14 protein-coding genes and 1 pseudogene are annotated in these 16,932 nt (G+C 65.3%); 10 read left to right on the forward strand and 5 right to left on the reverse strand.

Annotation, left to right across the window (positions count from 1 at the left end; translation table 11 throughout):
- Window positions 1–32: 32 nt before the first annotated feature.
- Complete coding sequence (gene putA, locus AC58D2_RS19450; protein ID WP_497392698.1) at window positions 33–3,125, reverse strand: bifunctional proline dehydrogenase/L-glutamate gamma-semialdehyde dehydrogenase PutA; 3,093 nt, start codon at window positions 3,123–3,125, stop codon at window positions 33–35.
- A 98-nt stretch (window positions 3,126–3,223) separates the two neighbouring features.
- On the opposite strand from putA, the gene AC58D2_RS19455 reads away from it, so the two are divergent.
- The 3 genes from AC58D2_RS19455 to AC58D2_RS19465 all read left to right on the forward strand — a co-directional run bounded on the left by AC58D2_RS19455 (window position 3,224) and on the right by AC58D2_RS19465 (window position 7,374).
- Window positions 3,224–3,694, forward strand: coding sequence for an Lrp/AsnC family transcriptional regulator (locus AC58D2_RS19455; RefSeq protein WP_497392699.1), 471 nt, complete (start codon window positions 3,224–3,226; stop codon window positions 3,692–3,694).
- Between the two features lie 95 nt (window positions 3,695–3,789).
- Window positions 3,790–5,550: a class I adenylate-forming enzyme family protein gene (locus AC58D2_RS19460; protein WP_497392700.1), complete on the forward strand. Its 1,761-nt coding sequence runs from the start codon at window positions 3,790–3,792 to the stop codon at window positions 5,548–5,550.
- 69 nt (window positions 5,551–5,619) lie between these two features.
- Complete coding sequence (locus tag AC58D2_RS19465) at window positions 5,620–7,374, forward strand: GGDEF domain-containing protein (RefSeq protein WP_497392701.1); 1,755 nt, start codon at window positions 5,620–5,622, stop codon at window positions 7,372–7,374.
- Here AC58D2_RS19465 and AC58D2_RS19470 read toward each other — a convergent pair.
- The 3 genes from AC58D2_RS19470 to AC58D2_RS19480 form a co-directional block, all read right to left on the reverse strand.
- A complete protein-coding gene (locus AC58D2_RS19470; protein ID WP_497392702.1) occupies window positions 7,371–8,105 on the reverse strand; it encodes a hypothetical protein in 735 nt (244 codons plus the stop codon). The two genes, AC58D2_RS19465 and AC58D2_RS19470, sit on opposite strands and share 4 nt — an antisense overlap.
- A 16-nt stretch (window positions 8,106–8,121) precedes the next feature.
- The gene (locus AC58D2_RS19475) at window positions 8,122–9,333 is read right to left on the reverse strand and encodes a toxic anion resistance protein (protein ID WP_497392703.1); all 1,212 of its coding nucleotides are present in this window, start codon (window positions 9,331–9,333) and stop codon (window positions 8,122–8,124) included.
- A 62-nt stretch (window positions 9,334–9,395) separates the two neighbouring features.
- The gene (locus AC58D2_RS19480; protein ID WP_497392704.1) at window positions 9,396–10,355 is read right to left on the reverse strand and encodes a bile acid:sodium symporter family protein; all 960 of its coding nucleotides are present in this window, start codon (window positions 10,353–10,355) and stop codon (window positions 9,396–9,398) included.
- 64 nt (window positions 10,356–10,419) lie between these two features.
- Between AC58D2_RS19480 and AC58D2_RS19485 the strand changes: the two genes are divergently transcribed.
- From AC58D2_RS19485 to AC58D2_RS19515, 7 genes are all read left to right on the forward strand, one after another.
- Window positions 10,420–11,118: a 5'-methylthioadenosine/S-adenosylhomocysteine nucleosidase family protein gene (locus AC58D2_RS19485; RefSeq protein ID WP_497392705.1), complete on the forward strand. Its 699-nt coding sequence runs from the start codon at window positions 10,420–10,422 to the stop codon at window positions 11,116–11,118.
- Window positions 11,119–11,273: 155 nt separating this feature from the next.
- The gene (locus AC58D2_RS19490) at window positions 11,274–12,482 is read left to right on the forward strand and encodes a mechanosensitive ion channel (RefSeq protein WP_497392706.1); all 1,209 of its coding nucleotides are present in this window, start codon (window positions 11,274–11,276) and stop codon (window positions 12,480–12,482) included.
- 176 nt (window positions 12,483–12,658) lie between these two features.
- Window positions 12,659–14,491 carry a translational GTPase TypA gene (gene typA, locus AC58D2_RS19495; protein ID WP_497392707.1) on the forward strand — a complete coding sequence of 611 codons (1,833 nt, stop codon included), beginning with the start codon at window positions 12,659–12,661 and terminating at the stop codon, window positions 14,489–14,491.
- A 147-nt stretch (window positions 14,492–14,638) separates the two neighbouring features.
- Entirely contained in the window at window positions 14,639–15,199 is a 561-nt protein-coding gene (locus tag AC58D2_RS19500; RefSeq protein ID WP_497392708.1) for a pseudouridine synthase, read from the forward strand.
- A gap of 312 nt (window positions 15,200–15,511) precedes the next feature.
- On the forward strand, window positions 15,512–15,682 hold the full coding sequence (locus AC58D2_RS19505; RefSeq protein ID WP_497392709.1) for a hypothetical protein: 171 nt from the start codon (window positions 15,512–15,514) through the stop codon (window positions 15,680–15,682).
- Window positions 15,683–15,722: 40 nt separating this feature from the next.
- Entirely contained in the window at window positions 15,723–16,025 is a 303-nt protein-coding gene (locus tag AC58D2_RS19510) for a helix-turn-helix transcriptional regulator (protein ID WP_497392710.1), read from the forward strand.
- Window positions 16,015–16,848, forward strand: a complete 834-nt coding sequence (locus AC58D2_RS19515) for a reverse transcriptase family protein (RefSeq protein WP_497392711.1) — start codon at window positions 16,015–16,017, stop codon at window positions 16,846–16,848. Before AC58D2_RS19510 ends, AC58D2_RS19515 begins: the two co-directional genes overlap by 11 nt.
- Here AC58D2_RS19515 and AC58D2_RS19520 read toward each other — a convergent pair.
- Window positions 16,810–16,932, reverse strand: a pseudogene (locus AC58D2_RS19520) (IS5 family transposase); the annotation flags it as partial. The gene AC58D2_RS19515 and the pseudogene AC58D2_RS19520 overlap by 39 nt on opposite strands.

The following is a 16,932-nucleotide window of genomic DNA, read 5'->3' on the forward strand; positions in this document are numbered from 1 at the left end:
CTTCGCGGGGACACACTCAATACAAGGCGCATCTACCCCGCCATCAGCGCCGCATTGCCGCCCGCCGCGGTGATATCGGTGCTGATCGACTTTTCCTCGGCAAAGCGGCGAAGGTAGTTCGGCCCGCCGGCTTTCGGTCCGGTGCCGGACAGGCCGCGGCCCCCGAAGGGCTGCGAGCCGACGATTGCGCCGATCTGGTTGCGGTTGACATAGACGTTGCCGACCTGCGCACGCGCGGCGACATGCGCGGCAACGGCGTCGATCCGCGTGTGGACGCCGAGCGTGAGCCCATAGCCCGACGCATTGATCGCGTCGATCAGGGCGTCGAGTTCGCCGCCCTTCCATGTGGCGACATGGAGCACGGGGCCGAATATTTCGCGCCGGAGGTCGGTGACATGATCGAGGCGGATCATGGCCGGCGCCACGAAGGTGCCGCCGGCCGGCAGGTCGAGGCGCCGCGCTTCGGCGATCAGGCGACCCGCTGCCCGTGCTTCGTCGATATAGGCGGCGATGCCCGCGCGCGCCTCTTCGTCGATGATCGGGCCGACGTCGGTCGCAAGGATCGCGGGATCGCCCACGGTCAGCTCGGCCATCGCGCCGGCCACGATGTCGATCATCGTCGCGGCGACATCGTCCTGTACGCAGAGCAGGCGCAGGGCCGAACAGCGTTGGCCGGCGGACTGAAAAGCGCTCGCCACCGCGTCGCGCGCAACCTGTTCGGGCAGCGCGGTCGAATCGACGATCATCGCGTTCGCGCCCCCGGTTTCGGCGATCAGCGTCGCGATCGGGCCATCGCGCATCGCGAGGCCCCGGTTGATCGCGCGCGCGACGTCGGTCGAACCGGTAAAGGCGACGCCGATGACGTCGTCATGCCCGGTCAGCGCCGCGCCGACCGTTTCGCCGCGGCCGGGCAGATAGTGAAGGATGTCGCCCGGAACCCCGGCTTCGAGCAGTATCTCGATCGCGACGTGCGCGATCAGCGGCGTCTGCTCGGCGGGCTTGGCCAGCACGGCGTTGCCCGCCGCAAGCGCGGCCGACACCTGCCCCAGAAAGATCGCGAGCGGGAAGTTCCAGGGGCTGACGCATGCGAAGATGCCCTTGCCTTCGAGGATCAGCTCGTTGCGTTCGCCGGTCGGACCGGGGAGGGGGGTCGGGCAGGTGAAGTCGGCGCGCGCCTGAACCGCATAATAGCGCAGGAAATCGACCGCTTCGCGTATCTCTGCGACGGCGTCGACCAGCGTCTTGCCCGCTTCGTCCATCGCGAGGCCCAGGAACAGCGCGTCGCGGTCCTCGATCAGATCCGCGGCGCGTTCGAGCCGCTCGGCGCGAAAGGCGCCGCCGGCAAGGCTCCAGTCGTCCTGCGCCTTGCGCGCGGCGGCGACGGCGTCATCGATCGCCCTCGCGTCCGCCTCGATCACATGTCCGACCGTCGTTCCGGTCGCGGGATTGCGGACCGGCTCCGCCGGACCGTCGCGGGTGACGCCGCCGACGACCGGCGCGGCGACAAGATCGCCGCGCCGCGCTTTGGCGATCGCGGTCATCAGCGCCTCGGGCACGCCGGGCTCGCCCAGGTCGTAACCGCGCGAGTTGTGCCGGACCGGATCATAGAGCTGGAGTCCGGTCGGCAATTTGGAGGGGGCGCTCGCGACGCTGCGCGGATCGACCGCCAGCTGTTCGGCGGTAACGTCGGGATCGGAGAATTGGTGGACGAAGCTGGAGTTCGCACCATTTTCGAGCAGGCGGCGGACGAGATAGGCGAGCAGGTCGCGGTGGGTCCCGACGGGCGCGTATATGCGGACGGGACGCGGTGGCGGGAACAGCGCCATGATCGCGTCGTGCGCGCCTTCGCCCATTCCGTGCAGCCGCTGCAGCTCGTAATCGGCACCGGCGAACAATTCGGTGACAAAGGCAAGCGTCATCGCGTTGTGGCTCGCGAAGGCCGGGAACAGGCAGTCCTGGCATTCGCGCAGGATTTGCGCGCAGGCGAGATAGTTGAGGTCGGTGTGAAGCTTTGCCGTGAACACCGGAAAATCGCCGAGCCCCAGCGTCTGCGCGCGCTTGATCTCGGTATCCCAATAGGCGCCCTTGACGAGCCGCATCGACAGCATGACGCCGCGCCGCCGCGCGCGCGCCGCGACCCAGCGGATGACCTCGCTGGCGCGTTTCTGATAGGCCTGGACGACGATGCCGAGCCCGGTCCAGCCGTCGGCGATGCCGGCGTCGATGAGCGCGCCGTAGACGTCGAGGTGCGGTTCGAGCCGGTCGCTCTCCTCGGCGTCGATCATCAGCGGGATGTTCACGCCCCTGGCCGCCTGCGCGAGTTCGATCACGCGGGGGATCAGTTCGTCCCGCACGCGCACTCCCTGCAAATATTCGTAGCGTGGGTGGAGCGCCGACAGCTTGATCGAAATGCCGTGGTTCGCGAACGGATCGCCCGGTTTCGCGTCGCGTCCGATACGCGCGATCGCCGCGGCATAGCTGTCGTAATAGCGCCGCGCGTCGTCGGCGGTGCGCGCCGCCTCGCCCAGCATGTCGAAGCTTGCAAGCTCGCTCTTGTCCCGGTCGGCGCGCTTGACCGCCGCGTCGATGCTTTCGCCCATCACGAATTGCTGGCCGAGCAGCTTCATCGCCGCCAGCGCCGCCTGCCGGATCACCGGCTCGCCCGAGCGGCGAATCATCGACTTCAGCAGGGTAAGCGGTTTGGCCTGGCTGCCCATCGCGTCGAGCATCAGGGTGGCCGATCCCAGGGACAAGCCGCGCGCCGACAGCGCGACGACCAGCGGGCTGTCCTCGTCATCGCCTTCGGCCCAGTGGCGCCCGGCGATCTTGTCGCGGATCAGCGCGTTCGCGGTGGCGCTGTCGGGGACGCGCAGCAAGGCCTCGGCAAGGCACATCAGCACGACGCCTTCCTCGGTCGAAAGGCGATACCGGTTCATCAGCTGTGCGACGAGTGTCTCGCGCTCGCCCTCGGCCTTCGCCTTGCGGATCAGCGTCAGGCCGCGCGCCGTCACCGCCTCGACGGTCGCGGGCGAACGGGCGAGGTCGTTCCGCAGCGCGGCGACGATGTCGGCTTCGCTGCGGCGGGCGAGGGCGCGGATGGCGGCGCGATCGGTGGGCTGTGTCATCGCGCGAGCATAGCAAATCGCCATCTTGCGGTCCGCCTTCAAAATATGGAAAACCATTATGCTTTGACCTATTTTTCGAAAAATATTAGTCGATTTGCATGAAGATCAAGCCATCAGCAGTCGATCTTGATGAATTCGACCGGCGAATCCTTGCGATTCTGGGGCAAAATGGCCGCATCACCTTTACCGACCTTGCGCAGCAGATCGGGCTGTCGAAGACCCCGTGCCAGCAGCGGGTCAAGCGGATGCAGGAAAGCGGGCTGATCACCGGCTTTCGCGCGATCGTCGATCCGGCGAAAGTCGGCCTCGACCACATCGCCTTTACCGAGGTCAAGCTGACCGATACGCGCGAGGAAGCGCTACGCGAATTCAACGCCGCGGTGCGCCGCCTGCCCGAAGTCGAGGAATGCCACATGATCGCGAGCAGCTTCGACTATCTGCTCAAGGTCCGCACCGCCGACATTCGCCGCTATCGCATCGTGCTGGGCGAGAAAATATCGACCCTGCCGCACGTCGCGAGCACGTCGACCTTCGTCGCGATGGAAACGATCTGCGAGGCGGCGCGCTGACGCCTGCTCCACGCTTGTCGCGCAGCGCGAGCGATTATAACGTCATCGCCGACTCCGCCGGCACGAACCGGCCAGCACAAAGGGAGAAGGACGGCATGGCGAACGAGACGAGCGGAGAGGCCGTGGTGCCCCTCGACCCCGCGTGGCCCAGCATGTCGCTCGCCGAGGCGACCGCGCTGTTGACCGCGCCGGGGGCCAGGTTCGAAATGGAGACGGCGACGATCCGCGGAATCCCGACGCGGGTGTGGAAAAATGCCCCGGCCGACCTTGGCGCGCTGCTGGACATCTCGCGGGCCCATGGCGAGCGCCTCTTCACGATACTCGACGACGAGCGGGTCAGCTTCGAGGCGAACTGGCGCGCGACCGCCCTGCTGGCGCAGGCGCTTCGGGACGCCGGTGTGGACAAGGGCGATCGCGTCGCCTTTGCGATGCGCAACCTGCCCGAATGGCCGATGATCTTTTTTGCGATCACCACCCTGGGTGCGATCGCGGTGCCGCTCAACGCCTGGTGGACGGGGGCAGAGCTTGCCTATGGCATCGCCGATTCGGGCGCGAAGATCGTGATCGTCGACGATGAACGCCACGAACGCCTGATCGACCAACTCGGTGCGCTGGATGCGGTCGAGCATATGATCGTCGTGCGAGGCAAAGCGGGGGTGCCCGGCACGCGCGCCCTCGAAGACATTGTCGGCGTACCGCGCGACTGGGCCGCCTTGCCCGCGATCGACCGGCCGCAAGCGGCGATCGATCCCGACGACGAGGCGACGATCTTCTATACCAGCGGGACGACGGGTCATCCGAAGGGTGCGCTGGGTACGCATCGCAACCTGATGAGCAATATCCTGTCGGGCGGCTTCTCGGCGGCGCGCAATTTCCTGCGCCGCGGGGAGCCGGTCCCCGAGCCCCAGCCGCGGACGGCCCTGACCGTCATCCCGATGTTCCATGTCACCGCCTGCTCGGCGAGCCTGATGGGCAGCATGGCGGCGGGCCATACGACGATCTTCATGCGCAAATGGGACGCCGAGCAGGCGATGACGATCATCGAGCGCGAGAAGGTCAACGTCACTGGCGGTGTTCCGACGATCGCATGGCAGCTGATCGAGCATCCCGACCGCGCCAGATACGACCTGTCTTCGATCGAGGCGATCGCCTATGGCGGTGCGCCCTCGGCGCCCGAACTCGTCAAGCGCATCTTCGAGGAATTTGGCGCGCTGCCCGGTAATGGCTGGGGCATGACCGAGACGATGGCGACGGTTACCTCGCATTCGTCCGAAGACTATCTCAATCGCCCGACGAGTGCGGGACCGCCGGTCGCGGTCGCCGATCTTGAAATTCGGGCCGACGACGGGACAACCGTTCTGCCCACGGGGGCGGTTGGCGAATTGTGGGCACGCGGCCCGATGATCGTCAAGGGCTATTGGAACAAGCCACAGGCGACCGCCGAAACCTTCGTCGACGGCTGGGTTCGCACCGGCGACCTGGCGCGCGTCGACGAGGAGGGATTCCTCTATATCGTCGACCGCGCGAAGGACATGGTGCTGCGCGGGGGCGAAAACATCTATTCGTCCGAGGTCGAGAATATTCTGTACGAACACCCCGCCGTGACCGATTGCGCGATCATCGGCATTCCCCATCGCACGCTGGGCGAAGAGCCCGCCGCGGTCGTGCATCTTGCACCCGGTACGTCGGCCACCGCGGCCGAATTGCAGGACTGGGTACGCGCCCGCCTGGCGGCGTTCAAGGTTCCCGTGGCCATCCATTTCGTCGCCGCGACGCTGCCGCGCAATGCCAACGGCAAGATACTGAAGAAGGATCTGAAGGCGCTTTTCGCCGATCGCGACGCGGCAGCCGCCTGAGACTTGACTCCCCCTCGCCACACTGGTCGGTAAAGATATACCAAGGAATTGGGGGCATAGGGTCGTGCCATGATGGTCTTGCGACAAGATCGGGAGCGCCGATGGCGCGTGCTGGCGTTCGCGCTCGCCTGGCTCGTCGCGGCGTGCCTTGCGACCCCGGCGACCGCGCGTGCTCTCCACCTCGATGCGCCTTTTTGCCATGCCGTCACAGACGTTTCCGTTCCGGACGACGATCTGGCTGCGCTTCCTTTTGCCTGCACGGGGGAGCCGCAGGATTATCGGAAGCGCAGCCTGTGGCTGCGCTTCCCGGTCGACGACGGTGCGACGGGCAGGATGCCGGCGGTCATGGTCCACTATACGCGCTTTGACCGGCTGGCGGTCGGCTTCGTCTATGCCGACGGCGCGGTTCGCTGGCAGGATGTCCGGCAGGGTGATTACGGTTCGCACTGGCGCGTCGGCGGCCAGCTGTTGTTCGAGGCCCAGGGCCGCGTCGCGCCGCCGGTCGCGATGGCCATACGGTCCGATGGGTTGGCGGATTATCACCTGCTGCGTCCGCGCCTCGTTTCGGGCGACAGTGCCGGGTTGCAGGCCGCCGGAATGGCCGCCGTAGTCGGAGCATCGCTGACGCTGCTGCTCGTCAGCGGCATCTACAGCCTTTCGCTCGCGATCGGGGTGCGCCGCCAATATCTGGCCTGGCAGGCGCTCTGGTCCGGAGTGATGATCGCGTGGGGCGCGCTCTGGTCGCAAGTCCATCTTGCCCTGTGGCCTGCCGCCGCCGGGACGCCCTCTGCACAGGCGGCGACGCTGCTGGCCTGCCTGGCGATCGGCATCGCCACCGCCAGCGCGGTCACGGCGATCGATCGCGGCCGGATTCCGGGCTGCCTGCGCTATGCGACGCTCGGGTTGGGCCTGTCGATCGCGATCGCGGGTGTCCCGCTGGCCCTGGCACGCGGCATCGACCTCAGCCTCTGGGCCGATATCCTGGGCGTGGCCGTGCTCGCAGACCTGCTTGCGGTGGTCCTCTGCATCGGATGGGGCTGGCGCCGGGGCTCGATCGAAGCGCGCGATTTCGCGCTGGCGTGGTGCTTGCCGATGGCGATGCTCGCGCTGGTCCACATCGTCGATGTCGAGGACAGCTTCTGGGGCGGCGGATCGAAGCTGATCGTGCTCGTCGCGGCGACGTGGCAGGCCTTGTGGTTGGCGGCGGCGGCGACGCGCCGGCTGTCGCATCTGCGCATCGAGCGCGACGATGCGCGCGCCGCAGAAGCCGAGGCACAGGCGCTCGCACGGCGCGACCCCCTGACCGGCCTGCCCAACCGCCGCGCCTTTGTCGAGCGCGTGACACCGCTCCTCGAACGCGCGGGTGCGGGCGGTCTGCCGGCGGCGTTGTTGCTCGTCGACATCGACCGGTTCAAGTCGATCAACGACCAGCATGGCCATGAGGTCGGCGATGCGGTGCTGTGCCGGATCGCGAAGCGGATCGAACGCTGGGAAGGGGCGATGTGTACCGTGTCCCGCCTGGGCGGCGAAGAGTTCGGGCTGCTCACGGTCGGCATGGAGGGAATCATGCTCGACCGCTTCGCCGAAAGCATTCGCCGCGAAATCGAAGCCTGCGACCACGGCGACGTTCTGGGCGCGCGCGTGGTGACGGTCAGCGTCGGCGTTGCCGAAACCAACCCCGCCGCCGATTTCCAACAGCTTTACCGCTTCGCCGACGCGGCGCTCTATGAAGCCAAGCGCGCCGGGCGCAACCGTGTCGATGTTCGGCGGTACGGCGCGGTCGCCGGCGATGAATCGGACGGCTGCGTCGCCTTTTCGAGCTAGGTTCCGGGGGTTGGGGCGGGTTGGTCCTCGCTGTCCAGCCCCTCATATTTGAGCTGGAGATAGCGTTCGCGCGTCGCGAGCTTGTCGATTTCGCCCGCGGCGAGGTTGCGCGCGGCATCGCCGATCTCGCGCTCAAGCATGCGGAGCCCGCCGACGAGCGTGTCGTCGGGCGTGCGGCCGCCGTGGGCTTCGCTGCGCAATCCCGCCGGGATACGCTGATAACCCGCGACGAGTTCGGGCAGGTCTTCGCCGACGAGCTTGCGGATATTTGCCGCCGCCAGCGTCGCAGCATCGAGCGTCTGGAGCTGCGGCGCGAGCAGGTCGAGCTGGACGCCGATCCCGTCGACGAGCTGACGTGCGGGTGCGGGAAGCGCCGGACGCTGCGCCTCGAGCCAGATTTCGGTACGGCCGGCGAGCTGTTTCAGATCGGCCTTCGGCAGGTCGGCCTGACGCGGTTCGGGGAAGGGCGGCCATTTGCCGAACAGCACTGCGACGCCAACGAGCAGCAGCGTGACCGCCATCACGCCGGTGAAGCCCAGCGGCTGGATCACCGCGCCGAAAATCGCCGCCGCGATGAGCACCGCGCCGCCCGCCATGAACATGCGGCCGATCTTTTTGAACAGATGCTGGCGCCGCAGCGCCAGGCTCTTGGTGCCGATCGGCCGGCGCCGTTCGCGCGACCGCTCGATCGCGGCACTGCCGAGCATGATCGTCTGGTCGGTTTCGCTCATTGCCATCTCCGGACCGTCAGCCTTCGAGCGCGGCGAGCGGGCTGTTTTCGCCACCGACGCTCGCCTGCGCCTGGCTCGCGCCTTCGGCGCGCGCGATATAGCCCTTCGACTTCGCGACTTCGCCTTCGAGCGCGCCCACGGTGGTCTTCATCGTGTCGAGCGCCTTCAGCTTGAAGGTGTCGATCGCGTCCATCGTATCGTAGATATTCTGGAAGGCGCGGCTCAGCGTCTCCATCGGGATCGTGCTCGACGCGGCCTGTTCGTGGATGCGTGCGGTATTGTCCTTGAGCATCTTCGACGTGCCGTCGATGATGTTCGCGGTCGTGGTGTTGAGCGCGGTGATCTGTTCGAGCACCAGCTTCTGGTTGGTCATCGCCTGCGCGACGGTGATTGCGGTCTTGAGCGCGCCGACGGTGGTGGTCGAAGCGCGGTCGACGCCCTTAACGAGCTCGACATTATTCTTTTTGACGAGGTCGAGCGCCAGATAGCCCTGAACCGTCACCGCCATTTGGGTGAGCAGATCCTGCGTACGCTGACGCGCATAGAAGAGCGCATTCTCGCGCAGGATCTTCGCCTTGGCCGGATCGGTGCCGTCGAGCTCGATCGCTTTCGCCTCGAGCCGTTCGTCGAGCGTCTTGGCGATGTGCACCATCTGCTCGAGCTTGCCCATCGATTCCCACATCTTGCGCCGCTCGACATCGATCGCGGCATTGTCCATCAGCAGCTCGTCCTTGCCATTGGCGAGCGCGGTCAGGATGCCGCCGATATGCGTCTGGGCGCTGCGGTACTGCGCGAAATAATTGCTGATCTTGCTACCGAAGATCTTGTCGAGGAAGCCGCGCTTCGACAGCAGCTTGCCATTCGCCGAGGGATCGAGCCGTTCGACGGTGCTGCGCAGTTCGATCAGATTCTGGCCGATGTCGTTGTCGCGTTCTATCGCCTTGACCGGGCGGTCGAGGAAACGGTTCGAATGGTTCGCCGCGTCGAGCATTTCCTTGCGGCCCATGTTGGTGATCTGGTCGACCCGCTTGCCGAATTCGGGCGAATTTTCATCCTGCGCCACCAGGTCGTCGATGAAGCCGTCGACGCGTTCTTCGAGTTTCGATTTCTGCTCGGCCGACAGCGGCACGAGGCCCGCCGCCTTTTCGGGGGCGAGGGGGTTCAGCGGCTCGGGCGGGGTCAGCTTCAGTTCTGCGCTTTCGGTCGCCGTCGCGGTCTCTTCGCTCATGTCTTTCCTTCCAACCCCAAGCCACTTGCCAATATGGCATGCGTGACTGTGTTATTCAAGCATCACACTGAGGCGGATCGATTCAGCGCCGGTGCGATCCATGCCGAAACGATCAGCTGGCTCATATGATAGACGAGGATTGGCAGCAGCACCATGCCGGCCGTCGCGGGCGGAAAGAGTGTCGCGGCGAGCGGCGCGCCGACCGCAAGGCTTTTCTGGGCGCCCGAGAAGAGCAGGGTGATGCGATCGGTCCGCGCGAGCGAAAGCAGGCGTCCGAGAAACCATGTCCCTCCGAAAGCGCATGTGAGGAGGAGCACGGCCATGCCGACCACGATCGTAATCTCGCGCGTGTCGAGCCGGTTCCAGATGCCGCCGACAACCGCAGCCGAAAAGGCGACATATACCGCAGTTGCGATCGCGGTGCGATCCATCAGGGTCGCGAGCCCGCGATGCCGCAACACAAGCGGGCGTAGCCAGTGCTGCGCCACCTGCCCGGTCAGAAAGGGAAGCAGCAGGATCGCGACGATGCGCAATGCCGCGGCGCCGTGGATTTCGCCCGCATTGCCCGCGAGCAGCGCGAAGAGCAGGGGTGAGAGGAACACGCCCGAAAGGTTGAGCAGTGCTGCCGCAACGACGCTGGCCGCGACGTTGCCGCCGGCCATCGAACTTGCGGCGGTTGCCGATTGGACCGTCGAAGGCAGGATGCCGAGGAAGAGGAATCCGAGCGCCAGCGTCGCCGGCAGAAACGGAGCGGTGATCAGGTGCGCGCCGAATCCGAGCAGGGCCATCGCGCCGAAGCAGAAACCGAAGGCGGCGCCTTGCAGTTTCCAGTTGCGGATGCCGTGGAGCACTTCGTCGCGAGGCAGCCGCACGCCGTTGAGGAAGAAGAGCAGCACGATCGAAGCGGTAGAAACCGCTTGCGCGACGGGAACGGCGTCGCCGCGCACCGGCAGCAGGCTGGCGAGCAGGATCGTGGCGAGCAGGACCGGCACGAAGCGGTCGGGAAAGATGCGCGAAAGCATGGCGCGGAGCGATGGCGTCCGCATTGCCGCTTGGCAAGCGGCGATCCCGCGATAGACAGGCAGCATGGCCGATATCCTGATCCTCGCCGCGCTGCCCGAAGAGGGCGACGCGCTCTTCCCCGGTAGCGGACGCCGCGACGGCGGTGTCTTCGCCGTCCGCCGCCTGGCGGCGCATGGCCACGACATCGCGATCGCCTGCTGCGGGCTCGGCAAGGTCAACGCGGCGCTGTGCGCGGGCATGTTGGGTGCCGGTGCCGACCTGTTCTTGATGAGCGGCACGTGCGGGGCTCTCGGCGGAGCGGCGCCGGGCGCCTATTGGCTCGCCGAAGCCGTGCAACATGATTATGGCGCGGCGCATCCAGGGACATTTCGCCGCTATCGGGCGGGCGAATGGCCGATGGGAGACGCGGGCGAAACACATTTCACGGCCTTGCCCGATCCCGGGCTTGGCCTCCCGCACGCGCGGATCGCGAGCGGCGACAGCTTCGTGGCGTGCCCCGCCGCCGCTGCGGATCTGGCGGCGGGCGTCGGCGCGGTCCTTGTCGACATGGAGGTCGGTGCGCTGGCGCAAGTCGCGACACGGCTCGGCAAGCCCTGGGCGGCGGTGAAGGCCGTCACCGACGAAGCGAATGGCGAAAGCGGCGGCGATTTTCACGCGAATCTGGGCCGTGCGGCGCGCGCGGCGGCGCGCGAAGTCGAGCGGCTGGTCGCCCTGGTGCGCGCTGCGCCGGCGGTCGGGGACGCGGCGGAGCATGCAAACTGATTGCAGCGGCAGCCCTGCGCTGACCCGTGCCAAACTGGCATATTTTCAATAAATGTGATACTCATCAGCCCTTATCGCGATTTTCCGGAAATCCAGGACCATCCGGAATAAGGAACCAGGGACCGATCGCGAGTGAAAATGGGGAAATCACATATATGAACGATATTCAGATCGGTAACTTTATTATCGAAGGCGATCGTATCCTTGGATATGGCCGCATGGCCTTTATTGCTTTACTGATACTTCTGGCAACGTGGGTGCTTGCCAAGGCGGCGAAGTGGGCCTTCGCCAAACTGGTCGAAACGGTGCCGGTGCTGCGGCGGGAGACGTCGACGGGCGAAAGCTTCGGCCTGTCGCTCGGCCGCATCGTCTCGCTGTTGATCTGGCTGCTCGGCCTGATCGCGATCCTCAATGTCCTCAATCTCGGGTCGGTGACCGGACCGATGGAGGTGATGCTCGGCAAGGCGATGGGCTTCATTCCCAATATCGTCGGTGCGGGACTGATCCTGTTCATAGGCCATATGCTCGCGCGGATCGCGAAGGAACTGGTCGAGACCGTGCTGTCGACGGTGGATTTCGACCGCTGGGCCAATCGTGGCGGCGTCGACCAGGTTACCGGCAACAGCACGATCAGCCGGACAATCGGCACGATCGTCTATGTGGTTCTGATCATCCCGACCGTTATCGGAGCGCTTCAGGCTTTGCAGATAGAGGCGGTCAGCGGGCCGCTCGTCGCGATGCTGACGCGGATTCTCGACGCGGTTCCGAACATCATCGGCGCTTCGCTCGTGCTCGGTCTGGGCTTCGTCATCGCGCGCTGGGTCGCTTCGCTGGTCGAGGACCTCGTGGCGGGGCTCGGTGCCGACCAGTCGGTCGCCGCGATCGGCTTGCTGCCCGCCGGCGTCAAGGTTTCGGCGGTTGCGAGCAAGATCGTCATGGTGACGATCCTGCTGGTCGCCGCGATCGCTGCGACGCGTCTGCTCGACTTCCCCGAATTGACGGCGGTTGTCGACGAAGTGCTGCGCCTTGGCGGGGCTGTGCTGTTCGGCGGGGTGATTATTGCGATCGGCTTCCTCGTCGCCAATTTCCTCGCATCGCTGATCGGCGGAGCGGCCGGTGAGGGCGTGGGGCCGCGCGTCGTCCGCTATGCGACGATCCTGCTCTTCTCGGCGATGGGCCTCAAATATATGGGGATCGCCGACAGCATTATCGAAATGGCATTCGGTGCGCTCGTCATCGGGACGGCGGCCGCCGCGGCGCTCGCCTTCGGGCTGGGCGGCCGCGATGCGGCGGCGCGGGTGCTCGACGATATGCGCGGCGCGCCTCCGGCGGGGCGGCGCAAGGCGTCACCGCCCGCCGAATAGACTCTTCGGCCTTTCGTCAGAATCGGGGCGCGGTTGTCCTTCGGGGCAGCCGCGCTCCGCTTTTTCGGCCCTGCACGCCCTCCGGCAATTTTGTTGCGGCGCAGCGGCGCTTCTGTTAGGGGCGCGGCCGATTGCGGCGCCTGTTGCGCCGCCCGCTCCCAAAAGGCCGAATCCGCATGTCTCTGCGCAATATCGCCATCATCGCGCACGTCGATCATGGCAAGACCACCCTCGTCGACCAGCTCTTTCGCCAGTCCGGTACCTTTCGCGACAACCAGCGTGTCGAGGAAAGAGCGATGGATTCCAATGACCTGGAGAAAGAACGTGGGATCACCATCCTGGCGAAATGCACCAGCGTCGAATGGGGTGAGGGCGCCGATACCACCCGTATCAACATCGTCGATACGCCGGGCCACGCCGATTTCGGCGCCGAGGTCGAGCGCATCCTGTCGATGGTCGACGGGGTCATCCTGCTCGTCGACGCCGCCGAAGGCCCGATGCCGCAGACCAAGTTCGTCACCGGCAAGGCGCTCGCGCTCGGCCTGAAGCCGATCGTCGTCGTCAACAAGATCGACCGCAGCGATGCGCGCCCCGCCGAAGTGCTCGACGAGGTGTTCGAACTGTTCCTCACCCTCGACGCGAGCGACGAACAGCTCGATTTCCCGATCCTTTACGCCTCGGGCCGCGCCGGCTTCGCCTCGCCCGACCCCGAAGCGCGCGAGGGCGACCTGACCCCGCTGTTCGAGACGATCGTCGGCCACGTCCCGACCCCCGGCCTTGACGAAAACGGTCCCTTCACCTTCCTCGCGACCCTGCTCGATCGCGACAATTTCATCGGCCGCGTGCTGACCGGCCGCGTCCAGTCGGGGACGGTCAAGGTCAACCAGCCGATCCACGCGATCGACATGGACGGCAAGGTCATCGAGACCGGGCGCGCGTCGAAGCTGCTCGCCTTCCGCGGGCTCGACCGCGTTCCCGTCGAGGAAGCGCGCGCGGGCGACATCGTCGCGATCGCGGGGCTCGCGCAGGCAACGGTCGCGAACACGATCGCCGACACCAGCGTTGGCGAGCCGATCGCCGCGCAGCCGATTGACCCGCCGACGCTGTCGATGCGCTTTGCCGTCAACGACAGCCCGATGGCGGGGCGCGAAGGCAGCAAGGTGACGAGCCGCATGATCCGCGACCGCCTGCTCCGCGAGGCCGAAACCAATGTCGCGATCCGCATCACCGAAAGCGCCGACAAGGACAGCTTCGAAGTCGCGGGCCGCGGCGAGCTTCAGCTCGGCGTGCTGATCGAGACGATGCGCCGCGAAGGCTTCGAACTCGGGATCAGCCGCCCGCGCGTGCTGTTCCAGACCGACGAGGCAGGCGGGCGTACCGAACCCTATGAAACCGTCGTCATCGACGTCGACGACGAGCATTCGGGCACGGTCGTCGAGAAGATGCAGATCCGCAAGGCCGAGCTGACCGACATGCGCCCCAGTGGCGGCGGCAAGACGCGCATCACTTTCTCCGGCCCCAGCCGCGGCCTGATCGGCTATCACGGCGAATTCCTGTCCGACACGCGCGGCACCGGGATCATGAACCGCCTGTTCGAGAAATACGGCCCGTACAAGGGCGCGATCGAGGGCCGCAAGAACGGCGTGCTGATCTCCAACGGTGCGGGCGAAGCGGTCGCCTATGCGCTCGGCCCGCTCGAAGAGCGCGGCATCCTGTTCGTCTCGCCCGGCGAGGCGCTGTATGAAGGGATGATCATCGGCGAGAATGCGAAGCCCGACGACCTGGAGGTCAACCCGATGAAGTCGAAGCAGCTCACCAACTTCCGCTCGACGGGCAAGGACGACGCGATCCGCCTGACCCCGCCGCGGCGCATGACGCTCGAACAGGCGATCGCCTATATCGACGACGACGAGATGGTCGAGGTGACGCCGGCGAACATCCGCCTGCGCAAGGCGATCCTCGACCCGCACGAGCGCAAGAAGGCGTCGCGCAAGAAGGAAGCGGCGTAACTCTCGCCGACGAAAATGGATCGTGGGTCCCCGCGAAGGCGGGGACCCATCACCGGTGGGTGAAATCAGCACCGGCCGGAGATGGCCCTCCGCCTTCGCGGGGGAACACGGAAATTCGGCACTCAGGGTGATCGGGGAGAACGCGCCGTGACCCGCCTGATCCTGTTCAACAAGCCGTGGGGCGTCCTGTCGCAATTCACCGACAAGGGCATGACCGCGCCCGCGGATGGCCCGCGCGCGACGCTGTCCGATTATATCGACGTGCCGGGCGTCTATCCCGCCGGCCGGCTCGACCGCGATAGCGAGGGGCTGTTGATCCTGACCGACGACGGCGCGCTGCAGGCGCGGATTTCCTCGCCGAAGCACAAGATGCCCAAAACCTATCTCGCGCAGGTCGAGGGCGAACCCGACGCCGCCGCCCTCGCCGCGCTGCGCGCCGGCGTCGAGCTGAAAGACGGCCGCACCCGCCCTGCGACCGTCCGCCGCATCGAGCCACCCCGGCTGTGGGACCGCGACCCGCCGGTGCGATATCGCAAGAGCGTGCCCGATAGCTGGATCGAACTGACGATCACCGAGGGGCGCAACCGCCAGGTGCGGCGGATGACCGCTGCGGTGGGGTTTCCGACGCTGCGGCTGGTGCGGTGGCGGATCGGGGCGTGGGAGATCGGGGATTTGGGACTGGGGGCGTGGCGCGGGGTTGATAGCTAAGCTATCGTCAATGCGCTAAGATAGCAAAAAAAGTTCGCTGACAGCGGATTTCTCTCGACATGCCTAGTGAATCGTGACACTAAGCTCGCGTCGTTAATTGAATAAGGGGATAGCCATCATTCATTGGGGGGAAACCCTCGCGGGAGGCAACTCCTAACTTTTGGGCCGGTAAGCGGGAAACCGTGAGGTCCCGAGCGGTCGCGATGGCGCGCGACCGCTCAGGTGATCAGGGTAAAAGCGTTCGTTCCCCACCTTCATTGTCGGATGGCAGGACCGCTGGTTTGCAGCGGCTGGCGATGAAGGAGAAAGTCTATGACTGAGGATAACGACAGCGAACGCGGGTGTTCGAGTGATGAAGACAAGCCGAAGCGCAAGGGCCGACTGGTCAATCCGCTGACGCTCCAGGCGATACTGGCAGTAGGCCCGGTGGTGGCGAAAATCCTCCATTTGGTTATCGAGTTGGTTAAGCTGTTCAAGGCATGAGACACCACCCTGCATTACATTCTCAAACCAAGGATGTTTGATGCTTGGCGAAGCACTCCGACTTATTCGCGTTTATCACGACCTAAAGCAGAAGCAGGTTGCTGAGCTGCTGGACGTTTCGACCTCATATCTCTCTGAAATTGAAAAGGGTCGAAAGACCCCAACGCTCGACATTGTCCAGCGCTACTCCGACAAATTTGGAATTCCGGTTTCCTCGATCATGTTCTTTGCCGAGAGCGTGGAAGGCGGCACGTTCGATCGCGCTCGCTCCATTGTGGCCGGGAAGATGCTCGGCCTAATGCAGTTTCTTGAAGCGCGCTCGGAGCGGGTTGATGCCCGCTAAAGCCACCTACGCTCTCGACCAGTCTCCCTTCTACAGGTTGAAGTCGCGCGCGAAGCTCGCAGCGATGTTGAGAATATCGCCAGCAGAATTGCGCGCCCTGTCGCGTGGCGGCGATGAGCAATACCGCGAGTTTGATATGCCGAAGAAATCCGGCGGAACGCGGCGCGTCGAGAATCCTTGCAAGCCGCTTAAGCGAATTCAAGCTCGCATTTTTCGACATCTCGCGCAGATCACTCCGCCCGACTTCCTCTTCTGCCCGGTGAAGCGCCGTTGTTACGTAAGCAACGCTGCCGCGCATCGCGGGAATCGCGTCGTCCAGTGCCTCGATATTCGCAAATTCTTCCCCAGCACACCGCAGCAGCGAGTGTTCTGGTTCTTCCACAAGATCATGCAGTGCGAACGCGACATCGCGGGCACGCTAGCAAATCTTGCCTGCTACAAAAGCCATTTGCCGACCGGATCGCCGCTAAGTCCGATAATGGCTTACTTCGCCTTTTATGACCTTTGGGCGCGGATCGCTGAATTCTGCAGGTTGAAGGGTTACACCTTCACTGTTTACATAGACGACGTGACGATATCGGGTCGGCGTGTCCCGGAAGCTGATATGTGGGAGGTCCGGAAGATGATCCATGGCCACGGTCTCGCGTACCACAAGACCAAGACTTTCGTTGATCGCCCGGCAGAGATCACCGGCGTGATGGTCAAGGGTGACAAGTTGTTGGCTCCGTTCCGCCAGCACAAAAAACGGCACGAGGCGAAAGCTCTATTGCTGACCGCTACCGGACTAGGCTTCGTGGACAAAGGGTATCCAGAGTTTAACTGAGGCGAGCGCGACGAAGCCGAGGTAGGATTCCTTGGTTTTGTCGTAGCGGGTGGCGACCCTGCGCCAATTCTTGAGTTTGTTGAA

This window comes from Sphingopyxis sp. CR5, assembly GCF_059693785.1.